Origin of the sequence: Halomonas sp. B23F22_20 (genome assembly GCF_043496985.1) — a bacterium.
GTDB lineage: Bacteria > Pseudomonadota > Gammaproteobacteria > Pseudomonadales > Halomonadaceae > Halomonas.
Map to the genome: position 1 here is coordinate 12,436 of NZ_JBIEKH010000017.1, position 18,165 is coordinate 30,600.

17 protein-coding genes and 1 pseudogene are annotated in these 18,165 nt (G+C 61.9%); 15 read left to right on the plus strand and 3 right to left on the minus strand.

The features are described from left to right. The first annotated feature begins 74 nt into the window (after nucleotides 1–74). The 10 genes and pseudogenes from ACGTN6_RS14605 to ACGTN6_RS14650 all read left to right on the plus strand — a co-directional run bounded on the left by ACGTN6_RS14605 (nucleotide 75) and on the right by ACGTN6_RS14650 (nucleotide 9,731). Nucleotides 75–871: pseudogene (locus tag ACGTN6_RS14605) on the plus strand (IS5 family transposase). A 100-nt stretch (nucleotides 872–971) separates the two neighbouring features. Continuing rightward, on the plus strand, nucleotides 972–1,847 hold the full coding sequence (locus ACGTN6_RS14610) for an outer membrane protein (protein WP_394592787.1): 876 nt from the start codon (nucleotides 972–974) through the stop codon (nucleotides 1,845–1,847). 54 nt (nucleotides 1,848–1,901) lie between these two features. Continuing rightward, nucleotides 1,902–3,341 carry a DUF1254 domain-containing protein gene (locus ACGTN6_RS14615; RefSeq protein ID WP_394592789.1) on the plus strand — a complete coding sequence of 480 codons (1,440 nt, stop codon included), beginning with the start codon at nucleotides 1,902–1,904 and terminating at the stop codon, nucleotides 3,339–3,341. Nucleotides 3,342–3,366: 25 nt separating this feature from the next. Beyond that, complete coding sequence (locus ACGTN6_RS14620; protein ID WP_394592791.1) at nucleotides 3,367–4,467, plus strand: DUF1214 domain-containing protein; 1,101 nt, start codon at nucleotides 3,367–3,369, stop codon at nucleotides 4,465–4,467. 434 nt (nucleotides 4,468–4,901) lie between these two features. Continuing rightward, nucleotides 4,902–5,753 carry a putative RNA methyltransferase gene (locus ACGTN6_RS14625; RefSeq protein WP_394592793.1) on the plus strand — a complete coding sequence of 284 codons (852 nt, stop codon included), beginning with the start codon at nucleotides 4,902–4,904 and terminating at the stop codon, nucleotides 5,751–5,753. A 189-nt stretch (nucleotides 5,754–5,942) separates the two neighbouring features. After that, nucleotides 5,943–6,932: a porphobilinogen synthase gene (gene hemB, locus ACGTN6_RS14630; protein WP_394592795.1), complete on the plus strand. Its 990-nt coding sequence runs from the start codon at nucleotides 5,943–5,945 to the stop codon at nucleotides 6,930–6,932. An 86-nt stretch (nucleotides 6,933–7,018) separates the two neighbouring features. Then, nucleotides 7,019–7,666, plus strand: a complete 648-nt coding sequence (locus ACGTN6_RS14635; RefSeq protein WP_394592984.1) for a LysE family translocator — start codon at nucleotides 7,019–7,021, stop codon at nucleotides 7,664–7,666. Nucleotides 7,667–7,758: 92 nt separating this feature from the next. Next, a complete protein-coding gene (locus tag ACGTN6_RS14640; protein ID WP_394592987.1) occupies nucleotides 7,759–8,499 on the plus strand; it encodes an aspartate/glutamate racemase family protein in 741 nt (246 codons plus the stop codon). A 118-nt stretch (nucleotides 8,500–8,617) separates the two neighbouring features. Beyond that, entirely contained in the window at nucleotides 8,618–9,031 is a 414-nt protein-coding gene (locus ACGTN6_RS14645; RefSeq protein ID WP_394592798.1) for a VOC family protein, read from the plus strand. Between the two features lie 109 nt (nucleotides 9,032–9,140). Then, a complete protein-coding gene (locus ACGTN6_RS14650; RefSeq protein ID WP_394592800.1) occupies nucleotides 9,141–9,731 on the plus strand; it encodes a GNAT family N-acetyltransferase in 591 nt (196 codons plus the stop codon). Between the two features lie 149 nt (nucleotides 9,732–9,880). Here ACGTN6_RS14650 and ACGTN6_RS14655 read toward each other — a convergent pair whose 3' ends face one another. Further along, entirely contained in the window at nucleotides 9,881–10,792 is a 912-nt protein-coding gene (locus tag ACGTN6_RS14655) for a LysR family transcriptional regulator (protein WP_394592802.1), read from the minus strand. Between the two features lie 139 nt (nucleotides 10,793–10,931). On the opposite strand from ACGTN6_RS14655, the gene ACGTN6_RS14660 reads away from it, so the two are divergent. The 4 genes from ACGTN6_RS14660 to ACGTN6_RS14675 all read left to right on the plus strand — a co-directional run bounded on the left by ACGTN6_RS14660 (nucleotide 10,932) and on the right by ACGTN6_RS14675 (nucleotide 15,650). Next, complete coding sequence (locus tag ACGTN6_RS14660; protein WP_394592805.1) at nucleotides 10,932–11,921, plus strand: MBL fold metallo-hydrolase; 990 nt, start codon at nucleotides 10,932–10,934, stop codon at nucleotides 11,919–11,921. Nucleotides 11,922–12,022: 101 nt separating this feature from the next. Beyond that, a complete protein-coding gene (locus ACGTN6_RS14665; RefSeq protein ID WP_394592806.1) occupies nucleotides 12,023–13,234 on the plus strand; it encodes a DNA glycosylase AlkZ-like family protein in 1,212 nt (403 codons plus the stop codon). A gap of 197 nt (nucleotides 13,235–13,431) precedes the next feature. Beyond that, nucleotides 13,432–14,301: a glutathione-dependent disulfide-bond oxidoreductase gene (yghU, locus tag ACGTN6_RS14670; RefSeq protein WP_394592809.1), complete on the plus strand. Its 870-nt coding sequence runs from the start codon at nucleotides 13,432–13,434 to the stop codon at nucleotides 14,299–14,301. A gap of 71 nt (nucleotides 14,302–14,372) precedes the next feature. Then, nucleotides 14,373–15,650 (plus strand): dicarboxylate/amino acid:cation symporter, encoded by a 1,278-nt coding sequence (locus ACGTN6_RS14675; protein WP_394592811.1) that lies wholly within the window; start codon nucleotides 14,373–14,375, stop codon nucleotides 15,648–15,650. A gap of 197 nt (nucleotides 15,651–15,847) precedes the next feature. On the opposite strand, the gene ACGTN6_RS14680 is transcribed toward ACGTN6_RS14675, so the two are convergent. Next, on the minus strand, nucleotides 15,848–16,054 hold the full coding sequence (locus ACGTN6_RS14680; RefSeq protein ID WP_394592813.1) for a cold-shock protein: 207 nt from the start codon (nucleotides 16,052–16,054) through the stop codon (nucleotides 15,848–15,850). Nucleotides 16,055–16,506: 452 nt separating this feature from the next. Here ACGTN6_RS14680 and ACGTN6_RS14685 point away from each other — a divergent pair, with 452 nt between their 5' ends. After that, nucleotides 16,507–17,346, plus strand: coding sequence for a CPBP family intramembrane glutamic endopeptidase (locus ACGTN6_RS14685; RefSeq protein ID WP_394592816.1), 840 nt, complete (start codon nucleotides 16,507–16,509; stop codon nucleotides 17,344–17,346). Here the strand turns inward: ACGTN6_RS14685 and ACGTN6_RS14690 are convergent. After that, entirely contained in the window at nucleotides 17,321–18,136 is an 816-nt protein-coding gene (locus ACGTN6_RS14690) for an AraC family transcriptional regulator (protein ID WP_394592819.1), read from the minus strand. The genes ACGTN6_RS14685 and ACGTN6_RS14690 overlap by 26 nt on opposite strands. Nucleotides 18,137–18,165: the final 29 nt, after the last annotated feature.

The following is an 18,165-nucleotide window of genomic DNA, read 5'->3' on the forward strand; positions in this document are numbered from 1 at the left end:
TCTTTCTATGCCACAGCAGCATAGGTGAGGCATGGCAGTGTGCGACGGACTTTCCGAGCACAGTTAGCTGGTCGATGATCAATGACATCGTCTCACCACCCAAGGAGGTGGGCCGGCCACGGTGAGATGACTGCCGAGTATTGAATGGCATCTTCTGGGGCTGTGCTCGGGGCCAAATGGCGCGGCTTGCCGGAACGCTATGGTCCCAGGACCACGGTTTATGTCCGATTCCATCAGTGGTGCGATGATGGCATTTTCGATGCAGCGCTGGCATGCCTCCAGCTCAAACTGCGAGAGGATGGCCTGATGGATCTGGACACCTGGATGATCGATTCCACATCCGTTCGCGCCACCCGTGTCGCATCGGGAGGCGGCAGAATAGGGTAGTAGACGAAGCGGTAGATCATGCACTGAGTCGCAGCCGGAGCGGCTTGACCACAAAGCTCCACCTGGTCTGCGACCGAAATGGATGGCCACAGACCTTCACACTCTCCCCGGGCCAGGAAGCCGACACTCGCTACTTCATTACCTCGGTGGAAGCGATTCGTCTGCCGGGGCGTGTAGGTCGGTCCCGGAAGCGTTGCAATTACGTCGTGGCAGACAAGGACTACGACAGCGATGAAATACGCCATTACTGCGACCGGCATCGGATGAAGCCAATCATCGGTCAGCGCAAGATTCACCGAGCCCCTCGTCCTGCATTCCCCCGTGAGTTCGATAGCCCAAGTATCGGGAGCACAATGCGGTAAAAAGCACCTTTAGCTGGTTCAAGGAGCTACGACGAGACAGTACGCGCGATGACAGGCTGTCCTGCAGTTTTCACGCTTGCATAAGCTGCTGCATACGAGCTGATTTTTCGTACAGCACCTAATCGCCGCTGAGGCTCTCAGTCCGGAAGGAGGCGGCGTCAGGTAATACTTGATCTACACAGAGGTGTGGTCTACTTTTTTATCGTTCTTTATGATCGACTTGTGAATAAAATATGCTATAAATATTTCGCTAAAAATATTGCGCGGGGGGTTGGGTTTATGCTATGCCTATGTAAGGGAAAGCGTTTTCTTTCATTTTTCTGCCAATGGTTTTTTGGCTGTAGTCTCAGCAAAATAGTTTCTGCTTTTCTTTTATTTCTCTGTCTGGTTTGTCCTTTTCCCGCCTTGGCACAGCCAGCCTCATGGGATTTTGAAGTTTCTTCATATATATGGCTCCCCGAGTCAACCACTGGCATCACAACTGAAGCTGGAACAGTGGATAGTGTGTTGAGTGTCAGTGACGCTTTGGACCAGTTGGATGTTGGAGTAATGTTGACTGGTGTTGCCCGGCGAGATAAATGGAGCTTCGTGGGTGACGTTTTTTATTTGAATTTGGAAGCTGAAGAAGACACCCCTTTCGGGGCGCTCTATAGCAGCATTGAGTCCGAGACTACTTTGGCTGTTTTTAGCGGTTATGCACTTTATCAGGTCTATCATCGCTCAAACTTTGGTATTGATCTCGGCGCTGGAGCGCGGGCCGTGGATTCTGATGTTGAAATAACTTTAAATTCGGGTAAGTTGCCTTCGGATAGCGAGAATATAAGTGATGATTGGGTCGATCCGGTATTGGCGGCTCGTCTCTCAGGTCAGTTAAGTGAAAAATGGAGTGCTTCCTTGACTGTAGATGCCGGTGGCTTCGGCGCTACCAATGCTTCTGATTCTACTTGGCAAGGAGTTGCATTGGTTGCTTATCAACTCGCTGAAAGCTGGCGGCTGCGTGGAGGTTATCGACACCTTTATATTGACCGAAAAGATGATGGTGGAGAGTTTGATTTTGAAATGGCGGGCGTTTTGTTTGGCGTTGGCTATAGATTCTAGTTTTGTTGCTTGAGGGAGGGGGGAGGTTTGATAAAGAAAACACTAGAAAGCTTCGTGGATTTGCTTCTTTTTGCCATGTTGATATTGACGCTATCAACCTGTCACACCACTGCTTTGGCCGAGGGTGCGGAGTCCCAGACAATGACCGTCAGGACATCGCCGGATGAGCTGCGTGAGATCATAAAGGAAGCTTATATATATGGTTTTCCGATGGTGGATAGCTACCGGATTCAATATTCGTACTTCGTCGATCAGGATAATCCGGAATACAAGGGGGCGTGGAACGAGATCCATAACATGTCTCGCGTGTTTACGCCACAGGATAAAGCAATCCAGACCCCCAATTCCGACACGCCGTATAGCTTTCTTGGCGCTGACCTGCGTGCCGAACCGCTGGTGATCAGTGTGCCAGAGATTAAAGATCGCTATTACTCACTACAGTTTATTGACATGTATACCCACAATTTTGCTTATGTCGGCAGTCGTTCGACCGGCACCAATGCGGGCAACTACCTGCTCGCCGGTCCCCGTTGGCAGGGTGTCGTGCCCGAAGGGATTACTTCGGTGATCCACTCGGAAACGGAACTGGCGTTCATTCTTTTTCGTACCCAGTTATTCAATAACGACGATCTGATGGAAGTTCAGGAAGTTCAGGCACAATACACTGTTCAACCCCTTTCACATTTCAAGGGAGAGGAGCCGCCTGTGGTGCCGACTGTGGAATTTGTCCAGCCTCTGTCAGTTGAGGAGCAAAAAACCTCACCAGAGTTTTTCGACGTTCTTGGATTTCTCTTGCAGTTTGCCCCTCCTCACCCCAGTGAGAGGGAATTGCTGGATCGCTTCGCCAAGGTTGGCATCGGCGCAGGCAAGTCGTTAGACTTTGCTGCACTATCACCCGCTGAGCGCCAGGCGGTCAGGGAAGGAATGTCCGATGCATGGGAGACTTTTGCGAGGTACAAGGCCGAGGTGATCGATACTGGTAAGATTAGTAGTGCCGATGGATTTGGGTCGCGCGAATTCCTCGGCAATGACTATCTTCTCCGCATGTCGTCAGCGGTGCTCGGAATATATGGTAATTCCAAGGAGGAGGCGAACTACCCAGCTTACTTTACCGACTCTGAGGGCAAGCCGCTGGATGGTTCATCCAATCGTTATACGCTTCACTTTGAAGCTGACAAGTTGCCTCCGGTGAATTCGTTTTGGTCGCTGACTATGTACGAGCTGCCGGCCAGCCTCTTGACGGAAAATCCGATCAACCGTTATTTGATTAATTCCTCTATGGTGCCTGACCTTGTCAAAGGGTCAGACGGTGGTATCACACTGTATATCCAGAACGACTCGCCAGGTACGGAGAGGGAGGCTAACTGGTTGCCTGCACCTGCGGGCCCATTCTTTATGGTCTTGCGTGAGTACTGGCCACAGCCAGAAGCGCTTGATGGTAGTTGGAAAACTCCGGATTTAGTCCGTACAACGACATCCTTACCACCCCAGTAGTTTATCTAGATTGAGGTGTAATATGATGAAAAAGCAAATTTTTTTCAAGATATATATCTGCGCTTTGCTAGCTGTTTTGATGGGCGGTGTCTCTTATCAGACGGTGGCAGCGACGCCTTCGACTGTGCCTGATTTGGGGAGTCCGGAACGCTGGATGAAAAACTCCGACGGTAAAGTTATCGTCACGCCCGATAATTTTATCCGTGCTGAATCCGATATCTATATGGCCGGGCAGGTCGAGGATGGAGCGTTTGGTCAGATCAAGCACACTCGATCCCCCGCCCCTGTGGATAAGCAGCTAATCGTTCGGCTCAATCGCGACACGATCTATTCTTCAGGTGTGTTTGATTTGGATGCTGGTCCGGTTACGTTAGACTTGCCTGATCCGGGGGATCGATTCCTATCGGTGCTGCTTATCAATCAAGACCACTATAACCCGCAGGTGTTCTATGGCGCCGGCACCCATACGCTCACAAAAGAAGAAGTAGGCACTCGTTATGTCATGGTGGCCGTGCGCATCTTGGCTGATCCCAATGATCCAGAGGACATGAGAGCGGCAAATGCACTGCAAGATGCCATTGGCGTTACTCAACCGGGCGGTCCTGGCGTGTTCGAGATCCCTGAGTGGGATCCGGTCAGCCAGGGGAAAGTTCGTGATGCGTTGATTGCCCTATCCAACACTATCCCGGATCTGCGCTACGCGGCCGGGTCAGACAAGGATGCAGTGGATCCAGTTCGTCGCATTGCTGCAGCGGCCTCAGGCTGGGGGTTGAATCCCGATAAGGATGCGATCTACCTGAATGTGTTTCCGCAGAATAACGATGGTACGGTCCCGTATCAGCTCAGGGTAAAAGATGTGCCGGTTGATGGGTTCTGGTCTGTCACCGCTTACACCGCCGAGGGATACTTTGCCCCCAATGATCTCAACGCCTACTCGGTCAATAGCATCACGGGTGACAAAGGCGAGGACGGATCCATTACGATACAGTTTGGCAGTTGCACGGCGGAGACGCCAAACTGTCTGCCCGTGACAGAAGGCTGGAATTACATGGTTCGCTTGTATCGTCCACGCCCGGAGGTTCTGGATGGCAGTTGGTCGTTCCCCTCCGCTGAGCCGGTTAACTAGCCCTCTGTCGCACTATCCAGGCGTCAGTTAAACATGGTGTCATGTTTTTAAGAATATAATGCGCTTGTTGTTTATTATGACAATTTAATATTGGAGAATACAGGTTGGTTGACATGAATGATACGTTTGGAATGTTTTCCATCTAATGTGAGTGATGTTGCTTTTACATTCTTTAATGTAACTTTTGAGCCCGTCTATCAGGCGGGCTTTCTTATAAGAGCGGATGCCGTTTCCGAATGCAGCACTGTCGATGAGTCGGTGGCCGAGCCTCTCACGCAGCCATGTCCTCGGGACGATGACGGCCGCCCGCGTATAATGTCGCTCCATAGCGCGCCATCGGGCATGGCTCGATGGCGCGACCGTGAACACAGCAGCGGCATGAGAGCGTCATGAATCGCGGAACGAATGCAGGAACGGAAGGGGATGGCCGCCCCATGAGCACCACATCATTCGAGGCGCTGGCCTGCCCGCTGGACGGCGACCCGCTTCAGCGTCGCGACGGCGCCTGGCGCTGCCCGGCCGGGCACAGCTTCGATATCGCCCGCCAGGGCTACGTGCACCTGCTGCCGGTGCAGAACAAGCGCTCCCGCGATCCCGGCGACAGCAAGGCGATGGTGGCGGCGCGGCGGCGCTTTCTCGAGGCCGGCCACTATCGGCCCATCGCCGAGGCGGTGAGCCGCACTGTGCTGGAAGGGGCTTCCGCCGGCGGCACGCTTAGCTGCCTGGATGCCGGCTGCGGCGAGGGCTTTTATCTACGCGAGCTTTCCAGAATGGCGGAAGCGCAGGCCGAGGCGGCCACGCTGTCGCTGCTGGGCGTGGATATCTCCAAATGGGCGGTGCTGGCCGCCGCCAAGCACGAGAAGGCCACCACCTGGGTGGTAGGCACCAACGCCCACCTGCCGGTGCAGGCGGAAAGCCTGGACCGCGTGCTGTGCCTGTTCGGCTTCCCCGTCTACCCGGAGTTCGCCCGCGTGCTGAAGCCGGGCGGCGAGCTGCTGATGGTCGAGGCCGGGCCGGATCACCTGCGCGAGCTTCGCGAGATCATCTATCCGAGCGTGAAGCCGCCCCGCGAAGACGACGAGGCCGCGCCGGAAGGCTTCACACGGCACTCTGGCGAGACGCTGCGCTATGCCATCGAGCTCGAGGGCGCCGAGCCCATCGCCGACCTGCTGGCGATGACGCCGCACCTGCACCGCGCCAGCGCCGAAGGCCGCGAGAAGGCCGCGGCGCTGACCTCGCTCGTCCTCACCGTGGACGTGCGGCTGACACGGCTGGTGCGCGAATGAGGGGGTTGTCCTTGACCTTCGTGGGAGCTCAATTCATTGGGCGAAAGGCGCCGCTAGGCGCCCGGGGGTGAGTCGAAGGGTCGCAGTTGATAGGGCGCTAATGGATTTTCATGCTAGCGTATGCGGCACCCACTCATCTCCGGCCCTCGTCGTGTCTCCCCTGGCGGGGCCGCCAAGCGGACATCGAAGATGCGCCAACCCGCAACGAACAAGCCCCTGCGTCGTCCCCGTCGGCTGCGCCAGTCGCCGGCCATTCGTGACCTGGTCCGGGAGCATGACGTCTCCCTGAACGACCTGATTCACCCGATCTTCATCGAGGAAGGCATCGATGAGCCCAAGGACGTGTCCGCCATGCCGGGCATCGTCCGCTACCCGGAGGCCATGGTCGAGCAGGAGATCCGCGAGCTCGCCGAGCTGGGCGTGCGCTACGTGATGCCGTTCGGCATCTCGCGCCACAAGGACGCGCTGGGCAGCGACACCTGGAACGGCGAGGGCCTGCTGGCGCGCATGATCCGCACCATCAAGCGGGCCTGCCCGGAAATGGTCGTCATCCCGGATATCTGCTTCTGCGAATACACCAGCCACGGCCACTGCGGCGTGGTCGAGGACGGCCACGTCTGCAACGACGCCACGGTAGAGAACCTGGTGAAGCAGTGCATCACCGCGGCCGAGGCCGGCGCCGACATGCTCGCGCCCTCGGCGATGATGGACGGCCAGGTGCGCGCCATCCGCGAGGGCCTGGACGCCGCCGGCTTCGAGCAGGTGGGCATCCTCGCGCACTCGGCGAAGTTCTCCTCGTCGTTCTACGGCCCCTTCCGCACCGCGGTGGACAGCGAGCTCGAGGGCGACCGCAAGGGCTACCAGATGGACATCGCCAACGGCCGCCAGGCGCTGGTCGAATGCCTGCTGGACGAGGAAGAGGGCGCCGACATCCTGATGGTCAAGCCGGGCACGCCCTACCTCGACGTGCTGGCCAACCTGCGCCGGCGCAGCGACCTGCCGCTGGCCTCCTATCAGGTCGGCGGCGAATACGCGGGCATCAAGTACGCCGCCATGGCCGGCGCGCTGGACGAGCGCGAGGTGGTCTTCGAGACCCTGGTAGGCTTCAAGCGCGCCGGGGCCGACCTGATCGTCAGCTACTACACCAGGCAGGTCGCGGAGTGGCTGGCGGGGAAATAACGCCACAAGGCCCTGTCGTAGCGGCATGCCCGACCTCGTGGGCCACCACGTTCCCGATCGTGTATAACAGGACCGAGTGATCCTTGATGCAGGAGGCGGGCATGCCGGACGGGACGAGTCTGATCGGTTTTTCCCTCGTGGCGCTGGGGATGGTGCTGACGCCCGGCCCCAACATGATCTATCTGATATCACGCTCGATCTGTCAGGGCCGGATGGCGGGGTTGATCTCGCTTTGCGGCGTGGCGATAGGCTTCGTCTTCTACATGCTCTGCGCCGCTTTCGGCATCACGGCGATCGTGCTGGCGGTTCCCTATGCCTACGATGCCCTGCGGATCGGGGGCGCCCTGTATCTGCTGTGGCTGGCATGGCAGACCATCAAGCCTGGGGGAAGGTCGCCCTTCCAGGTCAGGGAATTGCCCAAAGACAGTCGCTCACGGCTGTTCCTGATGGGGTTTGTCACCAACCTGCTGAATCCCAAGATCGCCGTCATGTATCTCTCCCTGCTGCCGCAGTTCATCGAGCCGCAGCACGGTAGCGTGCTGGCGCAGTCCTTGGCGCTCGGGAGCCTTCAGATCATCGTCAGCCTCGGCGTGAATGCCCTGATCGTAGTCATGGCCGGTGCCATCGCCGGTTGTCTCGCCGGGCGCCCGGTGTGGTTAGCGATCCAGCGCTGGCTGATGGCGGGCGTGCTGGGTGGCCTGGCATACCGCATGGCGACGGAGGCGCGACGCTGACAGGTGGAATAGCGAGAGCGTTCTGCCATCCATGGCAACGGTGAGCGAACGCCTTGAACGCATGAGGACAAAAGGAGTTGCCCGTGAAAAAGATGGGAATCCTGGGCGGCGTCGGCTGGCCGTCCACCATCGAATATTATCGCTTGGTCTGCGAGGCGAGCCTGGCGTATCACCGCGGCCGTGAGTTCTCCGGCCCGACGCCGATGCCGGAAATCGTCATCGAATCCCTCGACATGAACTTCACCATCAACAACCGGGGATCGTCGGAGCCCGGCTCTTGGGATGTCTGGGATGCGTATTTTCATCGTGCGCTGCGGCGCCTGGAGGCGAGCGGCGCAGAGCTGATTGTCATCGCGAGCGTGACGCCCCATGCGCGGCTGAAGGAAATATCCCACGGCATCGAGGTGCCGGTGCTCAGCGTCTATGAGGCCATCGGCAGGCAGTGCGTCGCCCAGGGTATCGAGAAGCTGCTTGTTCTTGGCACCCTGCCAACGATGACCTCTCCCGCCTTTCGCGCGGGGATGGCGCCGTTCGGGGTCGATGCCGTGTCTCCCACGGGCCAGGCGCTCAAGGATGACGTCGCCGGCATCATCGGCAAGCTGTATCGCAACGAAGTCGAGGGTGCCGGCGAGGCTATCGAGCGGGTCGTCAGGGCCGCCGTCCCCGAACGGGAGCTCGCTGGCCTGGCCGTGTGCCTCGGTTGCACCGAGCTACCCCTGGCATTTCCCGAACACAACGGCGAACCGGGCTTTCTCGCCAACGGCATTCGATACCTGAATTCGTCCGTCATGCATGCGACTGCCGCCTTTCAGGCCTGCGTCGACACGCCCTGATTCCTCAGGACCGAGGGCGGTCGGTCCGTGCCTCACACAGAGGACTAAGGGGCAGGTTCCAAGGGCGGTGGCTATCTTCAGCGCTAGACGTCGATGAGGCGAAGCGGAGACCAGCGCGATGAAGATATTGATCAACATCGACGTGCCCGAACTGGCACCGGCCATTGCCTTTTACTGCACTGCTTTCGGTTTGGTGCTCAATCGCGAGCTCGATGACGATGTCGCCGAACTGACGGGGGCAGACACGAGGATCTACCTGCTCAGGCACGACAGTGGCTCACCCTGCGCGAAGGGCAGCGGGCAGCACCGGGATTACGCGAGGCACTGGACGCCTGTGCACTTCGATGTCGTGGTGGACGAGATCGACCAGGCCACCGCACGGGTGCTTGGCTGTGGCGCGGTCCAGGAGAGCGAATGCGTCCACTGGCGAGGCTCGAGGTGTATCACGTTCTCCGACCCCTTCGGCCATGGGTTCTGCCTGATCGAATTCAGCGGAGAGGGCTATCGCGACGACCGCTCCTCATCCTGTTGACGTTGCAGATCGTTATTCGTGTTGGCGTGAATGTTCGGCTCAAGGTTCAGGCGGGTATCCAACATGGTGGGCGTTATCCTGACGTTCGCCGCATAGGCAAGGAGGTCACATGCAGACACAAGGGGCGACCCCAACGCTGAGCGCCGAGACGGCGCGGCTGCGATTGCGGCCATTGTCACTGGATGATGTCGATGCACTGTCCGAGATCCTCGGCGATCCGGCGGTGATGCAGCACTCCATTCGGGGTGTACTCGACCGCGAGGCAGTGAGGGCGTTCATCGAGACCTGCCAGGCGTGTTACCGCCGCCATGGCACCGCACCGCTGGCGGTGGTCGACAAGGCCTCCGGGGAGCTCGCTGGATTCTGCGGGGTGGGGCTGGATCGCGTCGATGGCGACACCGAGGCCACCCTGGGCTATCGGCTGGCCAGGCCCTTCTGGCATCGCGGGCTGGCAGTGGAGGCCGCTCGAGCCGTGCTGGATGACACCCTGCTCGAGGGTCACTTTTCCTCGGTGGTGGCGCTTATCGAACCCGACCATCAGGCATCCATTCGCGTCGCGGAAAAGGTCGGCTTCGGCGATTTCCGCCTGCTGGAATACCATAATCGTCCGGTGCGCCTGTATCGCATGAACGCAGAGGAATGGTGCCGGCGACGGAGGAGCGCAGCGACCGGCATATCCGATATGGCTCGGCGGATATGAGCAGCCGCCCGCGAATCGGTAGCGAAACGCGCTTTTCGTGCATGCGAGCGCCGCCTTTCAGGCCTGCGTCGACACGCCCTGATGCCCGAGGGCCATGGGGCCGGCCGTTCTGGTCGTGTGTCGCGCCAAAGCCCACGTTTCCTCTCGATTCACTGTGCCTGGGCCGTCGCGAAAACCTGCTTGCGAAACCATCGATGAGCAGGGTCATCCTTCATGCGTGGATGCCACATGGCTTGTAGCTGGAAGCGTCCCACATCGAGGGGAGGAGGGAACAGGTCCAGCATGGCATCAAAGCGCCGGAGAAAACGGCTGGGCAAGGTACAGAGGTTGTCACTGTTCGCGAGAATGGTGGGTGCTAGCGCGTAGCTCTGTATCGAGACGTTGACCCGACGCTCATGGCCGAGTTCGTCGAGAACGCGGTCCACTTGGCCCTTGAATTCTCCGCCCTCGGCAGAGATCAAAAGATGATCGGCGGCACAGAACTCTTCCATCGTGATCGCGTGGGATCCTCGTGGGTGCCCTCGTCGTTGAGCCGTCAGGAAACTATCCGAGAGAAGCATGCGGCCGATGAGCCCCTCATCTTCCGTTCTGGGTACGCCCACGAACATATCGATCTCGCCATGCTCGAGTGACGGCGCCAAGCTATCGGCATCGGGCAACACGAATGCGACCCGGATATTAGGCGCCACTTTTTTCAAGGCAGGCACGAGGTCGGGTCCCAGTATGGCGGCGGGATTGTCATGGGCTGCCACGACGAAGACGCGGTCGCTTGCGATGGGATCGAAAGAGGGGGGCGGCCCCACGAAATCACGAAGATGGTCGAGCAGGCTGGGTAGCATGGCACCTAGCTCTTCGGCACGCGGAGTCGGCGTCATTCCACGTCCGGCAACGGGGACGAAGAGCTGGTCGCCGAATAATGCCCGCAGCCGCGTAAGGCGACTCGAGAGGGCCGGCTGCGTGATTCCCAGCCGTTCGGCAGCACGACTTACATTGCGCGTCAGTAGCAGAGCTTCAAAGGCAGTGAGCAGGCCGATGTCAATGTTGTTCAAGCGATCGGGCATGGTGGGTTCCGGGTCCTGGGACGTCAATGTGGATGCTATCAATGGTAGTGATGGAAGCTATAACTCGCGTTGCTTTCTAAAAAGGCGCTCCCGTCAATATATTGAGTGCGACATTCGGAAGAACACGAGAGGAATATTCATGTCTGCACGCTCCATCGCCATTTCCGCCGTTATGCTGGGTACGATCAGTGTAAGTTCCGCGCTTGTCGCGTCGCCATCAATGGCGTTCGATCCTCCCGGTATCGTCCATCAGGGAGCGGATTTCTATGCCTTGAAAGTGGGAGACGTGAGGGTCATGTCTCTCACGGATGGTACCGTGCCTCAGGACCTGCATGAGCTCTTGCGTGGAACGACGAACGAAAAGACTGATGCCCTGCTCGCGCAAGCCTATCGTACCAATCCGGTCGAGGTGTCGATCAATGTATTCCTGTTTGAGTTGGCGGACCGGCTCGTTCTTGTCGACACGGGATCCGGCGATCTCTTCGGGCCTGGCTACGGTGGCAAGTTGCTCGACAGCCTTCGTGCGGCAGGTTTCCAACCTGAGAAGATAACCGATATCTTGATCACTCATGTCCACGCTGATCATTCCGGTGGACTCACCAGGCATGGCCAAATCGTCTTTCCTAATGCCACTGTTCATGTCGGGGAACCGGACGTCGAATTTTTCCTGGATCGCGAGAATGCGGCGCGTTCAGGCTATGACATCAAGTACTTCGATGAGGCCATCACAACGCTGAAACCCTATGTCGACGCCGGAAGGGTCGATACCTTCGGGCAGGAGACCGAGGTGCTGCCTGGGCTGACGGCAAGCCTTCACCCTGGCCACACGCCGGGGAGCGCCTTCTATACGTTGGAGAGCCGGGGGCAAACGCTGACGTTCATCGGTGACATGGTCCACGTGGCGCCGGTCCAGTTCCCGGACCCATCGATCACGATCGTCTATGACGTCGATCCCGAGATGGCGGCCGAGGCTCGCGCGACGCAGTTTTCGAGCTTGGCACAACAGCACGACTTGGTCGCTGCTCCGCACCTTCCTTTCCCTGGCGTAGGCCATATTCAGGCCTTGGAGCAAGGCTATCGTTGGGTTCCAGTAGGCTATAACAACCGAGACACGACACAAGCGCCCTGAACAGGGTGGATGCCGGCCCGGCAGGGGCGTGTCGGGCCAAACACCACGCTTTCGCCTAGGATGGGCGAACGTTCGAAACGATGTCGGGACATGGACCGCCGATGACCGCTCCCCAACGACTTACGCTGACACCTGCCGACGCCCGCCGGCTGCTGGTGCACTATCACTTCCGCCCGGCGCCGCTGGCGAGCGTCATTCGCCGCCTGGGCACCATCCAGTTCGACCCCCTGGCGCCGGTCGGCACCAACCCCGACCTGGTGCTGCAGGCTCGGGTGCCCGGCTATCGCCAGGGCGACTGGCAGCAGGCGGCCTACGAGCAGCGGTGGCTGGTCGACGGCTGGGACAAGCAGGCGAGCCTGATCCAGCCCGCGGAGTGGTGGGCCCAAGCGCCGTTCCATCGCTGGTTCGCCCGGCGCTGGCAGCACCGGGGCGTGGACGTCGAGGCCCCGGAGGCCCGTGCCCTGGTCGAGCAGGTCGAGCGCCATGGCCCCTCGACCAGCCTCGAGCTCGGCGACCAGCGAGCCGATCCCGCCCTGCGCGGCAGCTGGTATGGTCCCAAGCGCTCGCGGCACCTGCTCAAGGCGCTGTGGGATTCGGGCCACCTGATGACTCACCATCGCGTCGGCGGCCGCCATGCCTACGACCTGCCCGAGCGGGTGCTGCCCCAGGGGGCGAGCATGGAGGAGGCCAGCGACGACGAGGCCCTGCAGAGGCTGGTGGTGCGGCGCGTGCAGGCCGCCGGGCTGCTGCGTCCTGCGGCCGACGGAGCCGTCTGGTCGCTGCCATGCCCGCGCGCGGAGCGCGATCGCATCGCCGCCCGGGCCATCGCCAGTGGCGCCCTGATCGAACTCGACGTCGACGGCACGACCTACTGGACGACGCCCGAGGCCCTCGCGGCGCTGGAGGACGCCGCCAAGCCGCTGGCGTCGCCGTCGCGGGAGGTGCGCTTTCTCGCTCCGCTGGACCCGCTGATGTGGGACCGCGGCGGCGTCGCCCGGCTGTTCGCCTTCGACTACGTCTGGGAGGTCTACAAGCCCGAGGCCCAGCGCCGCTGGGGCTACTACGTGGTGCCGGTGCTGTGGGGCGAACGTTTCGTGGCCCGCTTCGATGCCAGGTGCCAGCAGGGCACCCTGACGATCCTCTCCTGGCACTGGGAGTCCGACATCACGCCGGCCCGGCTGTCCGAGGGCCTGGCTGAGGCGCTGGAGCCGGCCGCCCGGGCGTTTCTCGGCTACCTCGGTGCCACGCGCCTCGTGCTGCCCCGGGGCCTCGGCCGCGAGGCGCGCCGCGCCTGGCAGCGAGCGGCCCGCTGACGCGGCGAGGCCGGGTGACGTCGGCGAAGCTTCGGGATGTCTCTGGCGAGACGATAGGACCTGGCTATCGCCTCGATGGCTGTCCGTTTCCTCGCAGGGAAGGGCCCGATCGGCTAAGGTCTGTTGCAGGTTGATAGCTCGCTAACGTGCCCCCACATGACCAAGTGAGCAACGCCCATCGCCCTCGAGGAGTTCGCATGAGCCAAGGCAACGACTACACCCCACCGAAGGTCTGGAGCTGGGAGAAAGCCAGCGGCGGCACCTTCGCCAGCGTCAATCGCCCCATCGCTGGGCCGACCCACGACAAGGCACTGCCGGTCGGCAAGCATCCGTTCCAGCTCTACTCCATGGGCACGCCGAATGGCGTGAAAGTCACGGTGCTGTTCGAGGAGCTGCTCGAGCTGGGCTACCAGGATGCCGAGTATGACGCCTGGCTGATCCGCATCGGCGATGGCGACCAGTTCGGCAGCGGCTTCGTGGAGGCCAACCCCAACTCCAAGATTCCGGCGCTGGTCGACCATGGCCCCGACGAGCCGATCCGGGTCTTCGAGTCCGGCTCGATCCTGCTCTACCTGGCCGAGCGCTTCGGCGAGTTCCTGCCGGGCGACCTCAAGGGACGCACCGAGACCATGAACTGGCTGTTCTGGCAGATGGGCAGCGCGCCCTTCGTCGGCGGCGGCTTCGGCCACTTCTACGCCTACGCCCCGGAGAAGCTGGAGTACCCGATCGACCGCTACGCCATGGAGACCAAGCGCCAGTTGGACGTGCTGAATCGCCGCCTGGCCGAGACGCGTTACCTGGCCGGCGACGACTACACCATCGCCGACATGGCCGCCTGGCCCTGGTATGGCCAGCTGGTGCTGGGCCGGCTCTACGATGCCGCCGAGTTCCTGAGCGTGCACGAGTACGAGCACGTGCTGCGCTGGGCCAAGGAGATCGATGCACGCCCGGCGGTGCAGCGCGGCCGCATGGTTAATCGCACCTTCGGCGAGCCGGAGACGCAGCTGCACGAGCGCCACGATGCCAGCGACTTCGAGCACAGGACCCAGGACGTTATAAGTACCTAACTCTCCGGTCTTTGCACATCGAGCGCCGCGGGCCTAGTGTCCGCGGCGCTTATCGTTTTCAAGAGGTCATCATGTCCACTCCCCTGACATCCCTGTGGCGCGGCTATCGCGATGCTTCGCTGATCCTGCGGGTCGCCGTTGCCCTGGTGCTGGGCGCCGCGGTCGGCCTGGTTGGCGGCCCGGCCGTCGGCGAGGCGCTGGCGCCACTGGGCGAGCTGCTGATGCGGCTGTTGAAGTTCATCATCCTGCCCATCGTGCTGTTCACCCTGATGGCCGGCATCAACCAGGGCCGGGCCGGCAGCCTGGGGCGCATCGGACGCAAGGTGTTCCTCTACTACTTGGTGACCTCGGCGCTGGCGATCGTCGTCGGCCTGGCAGTGGCGAGCCTGCTGTCGCCGGGGGAGGGCATGTCGCTCGAGGGCGCGGCTTCGGTGTCGGTGCCCGAGAACCCGGGCATCCTCTCGGTGGTGCTCGGCATCGTGCCGACCAACATCGTCGAGGCCTTCGCCGGCCAGGATCTGCTCGGCATCATCTTCACCGCCCTGGTGTTCGGCCTCGCCGTGGCCCAGCTGCGTCGCTCCGAGACCCACGGCGAGCTGGGCGAGCGCCTGGCCGGGCTGATCGAGGCGCTCAACGCCGTGACCCTCAAGGTGATGGGCGGCATCCTGCACGTGGTGCCGGTGGGCGTGTTCGCCATCGTCGCCGGCACCGTGGCCGAGCAGGGTCTCAATACCCTGCTGTCGCTCGGCGACATGGTGGTGGTGCTCTACGTGGCGCTGGGCGTGCAGATGCTGGTCTATCTGGGCCTGCTCAAGGGCTTCGGCGTGCCGGCGCGGGCTTTCTTCCGCGAGGCACGTACGCCCATGGCCACCGCCTTCGCCACCCAGAGCAGCTCCGGCACCCTGCCGCTAACCCTGGACGCCGCCCGCCGCCTGGGCCTGCCCCGCGGCCTCTACGGCTTCAGCCTGCCGCTGGGCGCGACCCTGAACATGGACGGCGCGGCGATCCGCATCGCCATCTCGGCGGTGTTCGCCGCCAACGTGGCGGGTGCACCGCTGGACCTGGCCAGCATGGCGCAGATCGTGGTGGTCGGCACCCTGATCTCGGTGGGTACCGCCGGGGTGCCCGGCGCCGGCATCGTGATGATCGCCACGGTGTTCTCCCAGGTCGGCCTGCCCATTGAGGCCGTGGCGCTGCTCACCGCCATCGACGCCCTGGTGGGCATGGGCTGTACGGCGCTCAACGTCACCGGCGACCTGGTCGGCAGCGCCGTGATCGGGCGCAGCGAAGGCGAGCGCATCGCCGAGGGGGTCGATGAAGACGCTTCTGCCGAGGGATCCCGCGCCTGAGCGGGCCGGCGGTCGTCCATTGGGTCCGTCATACCTGGGCGACCATTTCCCGAACGCCACTCGCCCCGCTCGGAGCCCCGGAGTCGTGCCCGCAGGGGCATACGCAACACAAACAGGAGACACAACGAATCAGGGCCCGCAAAGCGGGCCCTGATCAGCGAACCGGAGAGGTTCGCAAGTTCTCGTGATCGGTTAGATCAGTCGAGAGCCTTGATGTTAGAGGCCTGGAGGCCCTTCTTGCCCTGGGTCACGTCGAAGGAGACGTTTTGACCATCCTGGAGGGACTTGAAGCCTTCAGACTGAATTTCGGAGAAGTGGGCGAACAGATCATCGCCGCCATCGGCAGGAGAAATGAAGCCGAAACCTTTGGAATCGTTGAACCACTTGACGGTACCAGTAGCCATGTGAAAATCCTTTGCGCTTAGCGCCTTGCAAAAATTTCTGGTGTCACCCAGACGAGTAGCGGGTACAACAAGAAATACAATTACAGGCGATCGAAAAGATTCGAATGCTGCTGGAACCATGCTGCTTGCTAACCAACTGGCGCTACGGTGACACGCTAGGGCGCGGGGGTCAAAGACTTTCGTTCTATTTCTCGATCATCGCACCCTGCGGGCAGTCTCCCACTCCATGCTCATGAGAGGCCGACGCCAAGAATCGCTCAGCGGTGCCGTTGGGCATTACGGGGATGTCCTGGGCGTCGATGACTCATGCCGCACGCGGCTCACCATGACGCGATACGGCCTCATACCGATCCGCGATGCCTCTATTGATGCGCTGCCGTCCCGTCGGTCGGCGTCGGCGGTGGGCCCTGATAGTCTGAACGGCGTCTCTTCCCGTTCGGCAAGGATGCCCCATGCTGCCCTTCGCGATGCTCTACTCCCTCGGTCTGATCCTGTGCGGCCTGAGCGCCGATCCGCGGCTGCGCTACGGCGGTGCGGTGGCGTGGCTGCTGGCCGCCGGGGCGATGGGCCACGCCAGTGGAGGGTTCGTGGGGGCGGCGCTCGGCTATGTGGCGCTGAGCGCCTGGATGCGCGAGCGGCGCCTGTCGCCTTGGCGGGATTGGGGACGTGTTGCGGCCTGGCTGGCGGCGAGCGCCGTGCTGGTCGTTCACGCCTGGCCCGGTGACCTGGGAGTGGCGCTGGTCGAGGAATCGGCGCTCAAGCCGGGCAGCGTGCCCTTCGACCTGGTATTTCATCCTGACAAGGTGCTGGTGGCCTGGTCGCTGCTCGGCTGGCTGCCGCTGTTCGGCCAGAGTGCGCTACCGGCGGGGGCGCCGCGGCCATGGTGGACGATGCCGCTGCTGGCCGTCGCCGGGGTACTGTCGCTGATGGGGCTGGCCGTGGCGCTCGAGCTGGTGGCCTGGCAGCCGGGGCTCACGCCCTGGTTCGCGGCCTTTGCGGTGGCCAACCTGCTCAATACCTGTGTGGCCGAGGAGCTGCTGTTTCGCGGCGTGCTGCAGCGCTGGCTGGTCGCGCGCCTCGGCGGGGCGCTCGGCCTGACGGCCGCTGCCGCGCTGTTCGGCCTGGCCCACTTTCCCGGCGGGGCTGGTTTCGTGGCGGTCGCCGCCGGCGCCGGTCTGCTCTACGGCCTGGTATATCGCTGGACCGGCCGGCTGGCCTGGGCGGTGCTGGTTCACTGGGGGGTGAACCTCGTCCATTTCACCCTGTTCACCTATCCGCTGGCGGCCCGCTGAGGGAGCCTTGGTCGCCGGCGGCCCCGGTGCGGTCGGCAAAGCTTGAGGGCGATTCGCCCAGCGTCCTGCGAAACATGGTGGCGAAGGCGCTGGGGCTGGCGTAACCCAGCGACAGGGCGACGCGGGTCACCGACACCCCGGCCGAGAGCTGCGGCAGGGCGGCCAGCAGGCAGGCCTGCTGGCGCCAGGCGCTGAACGACAGGCCGGTCTGCCGCTTGAAGAAGCGGGTAAAGGTGCGATGGCTGCGATTCAAGCGCCGGGCCCACTGAGCAGGTGAGGTGCGCAGGTCCGGGCATTGCAGGAAGGCGGTGCACAGTCGCGCCAGCGCTGGGTCGCGGGGCAGCGGGGCGTAGAGCGGCAGCGGCGCGCACTGGCGCAGTTCGTGAAGCGTCAGCCGCAGCAGGGTGCCGTCGCGGCCCGCCTCGTCGTAGCAGGCGGGAATCTCGGCCGAGGCGAGCAATAGCTGGTGCAGCAGTGGGGTGACGAGCAGCACCTCGCACAGCTCGCCGGGCCGCGGCGCGGCCGCCGGTTCGATGTACAGGCTGCGAGTGCTGACCCCGAGCATCTTCACCCGGTGCGGTTTGCCGGCGGGAATCCAGACCCCGGCATAGGGTGGCACCACCCAGGCGCCATCCTCGGTGCCCACTTCCATCAGCCCCGTCATGCCATAGAGGAACTGGGCGCGCCGATGGCGGTGGGTGTCGAGCAGGATGCCGGGTGGGTAATCGGTGCCGATCGCCAGCACCTCCCGGGCGATGTCGTCCACGTCCTCCAGGGAAACGTTGCGCATGCGGGATCTCGATTGGCCTATGCACGAGC

What these genes read in the sequence shown, in the direction of transcription:
- ACGTN6_RS14620 (WP_394592791.1), top strand. Translation starts at nt 3,367, where the DNA reads ATGAAAAAGCAAATTTTTTTCAAGATATATATCTGCGCTTTGCTAGCT.
- ACGTN6_RS14625 (WP_394592793.1), top strand. Translation starts at nt 4,902, where the DNA reads ATGAGCACCACATCATTCGAGGCGCTGGCCTGCCCGCTGGACGGCGAC.
- hemB (WP_394592795.1), top strand. Translation starts at nt 5,943, where the DNA reads ATGCGCCAACCCGCAACGAACAAGCCCCTGCGTCGTCCCCGTCGGCTG.
- ACGTN6_RS14635 (WP_394592984.1), top strand. Translation starts at nt 7,019, where the DNA reads ATGCAGGAGGCGGGCATGCCGGACGGGACGAGTCTGATCGGTTTTTCC.
- ACGTN6_RS14640 (WP_394592987.1), top strand. Translation starts at nt 7,759, where the DNA reads ATGGGAATCCTGGGCGGCGTCGGCTGGCCGTCCACCATCGAATATTAT.
- ACGTN6_RS14645 (WP_394592798.1), top strand. Translation starts at nt 8,618, where the DNA reads ATGAAGATATTGATCAACATCGACGTGCCCGAACTGGCACCGGCCATT.
- ACGTN6_RS14650 (WP_394592800.1), top strand. Translation starts at nt 9,141, where the DNA reads ATGCAGACACAAGGGGCGACCCCAACGCTGAGCGCCGAGACGGCGCGG.
- ACGTN6_RS14655 (WP_394592802.1), bottom strand. Translation starts at nt 10,792, where the DNA reads ATGCCCGATCGCTTGAACAACATTGACATCGGCCTGCTCACTGCCTTT.
- ACGTN6_RS14660 (WP_394592805.1), top strand. Translation starts at nt 10,932, where the DNA reads ATGTCTGCACGCTCCATCGCCATTTCCGCCGTTATGCTGGGTACGATC.
- ACGTN6_RS14665 (WP_394592806.1), top strand. Translation starts at nt 12,023, where the DNA reads ATGACCGCTCCCCAACGACTTACGCTGACACCTGCCGACGCCCGCCGG.
- yghU (WP_394592809.1), top strand. Translation starts at nt 13,432, where the DNA reads ATGAGCCAAGGCAACGACTACACCCCACCGAAGGTCTGGAGCTGGGAG.
- ACGTN6_RS14675 (WP_394592811.1), top strand. Translation starts at nt 14,373, where the DNA reads ATGTCCACTCCCCTGACATCCCTGTGGCGCGGCTATCGCGATGCTTCG.
- ACGTN6_RS14680 (WP_394592813.1), bottom strand. Translation starts at nt 16,054, where the DNA reads ATGGCTACTGGTACCGTCAAGTGGTTCAACGATTCCAAAGGTTTCGGC.
- ACGTN6_RS14685 (WP_394592816.1), top strand. Translation starts at nt 16,507, where the DNA reads ATGCTGCCCTTCGCGATGCTCTACTCCCTCGGTCTGATCCTGTGCGGC.
- ACGTN6_RS14690 (WP_394592819.1), bottom strand. Translation starts at nt 18,136, where the DNA reads ATGCGCAACGTTTCCCTGGAGGACGTGGACGACATCGCCCGGGAGGTG.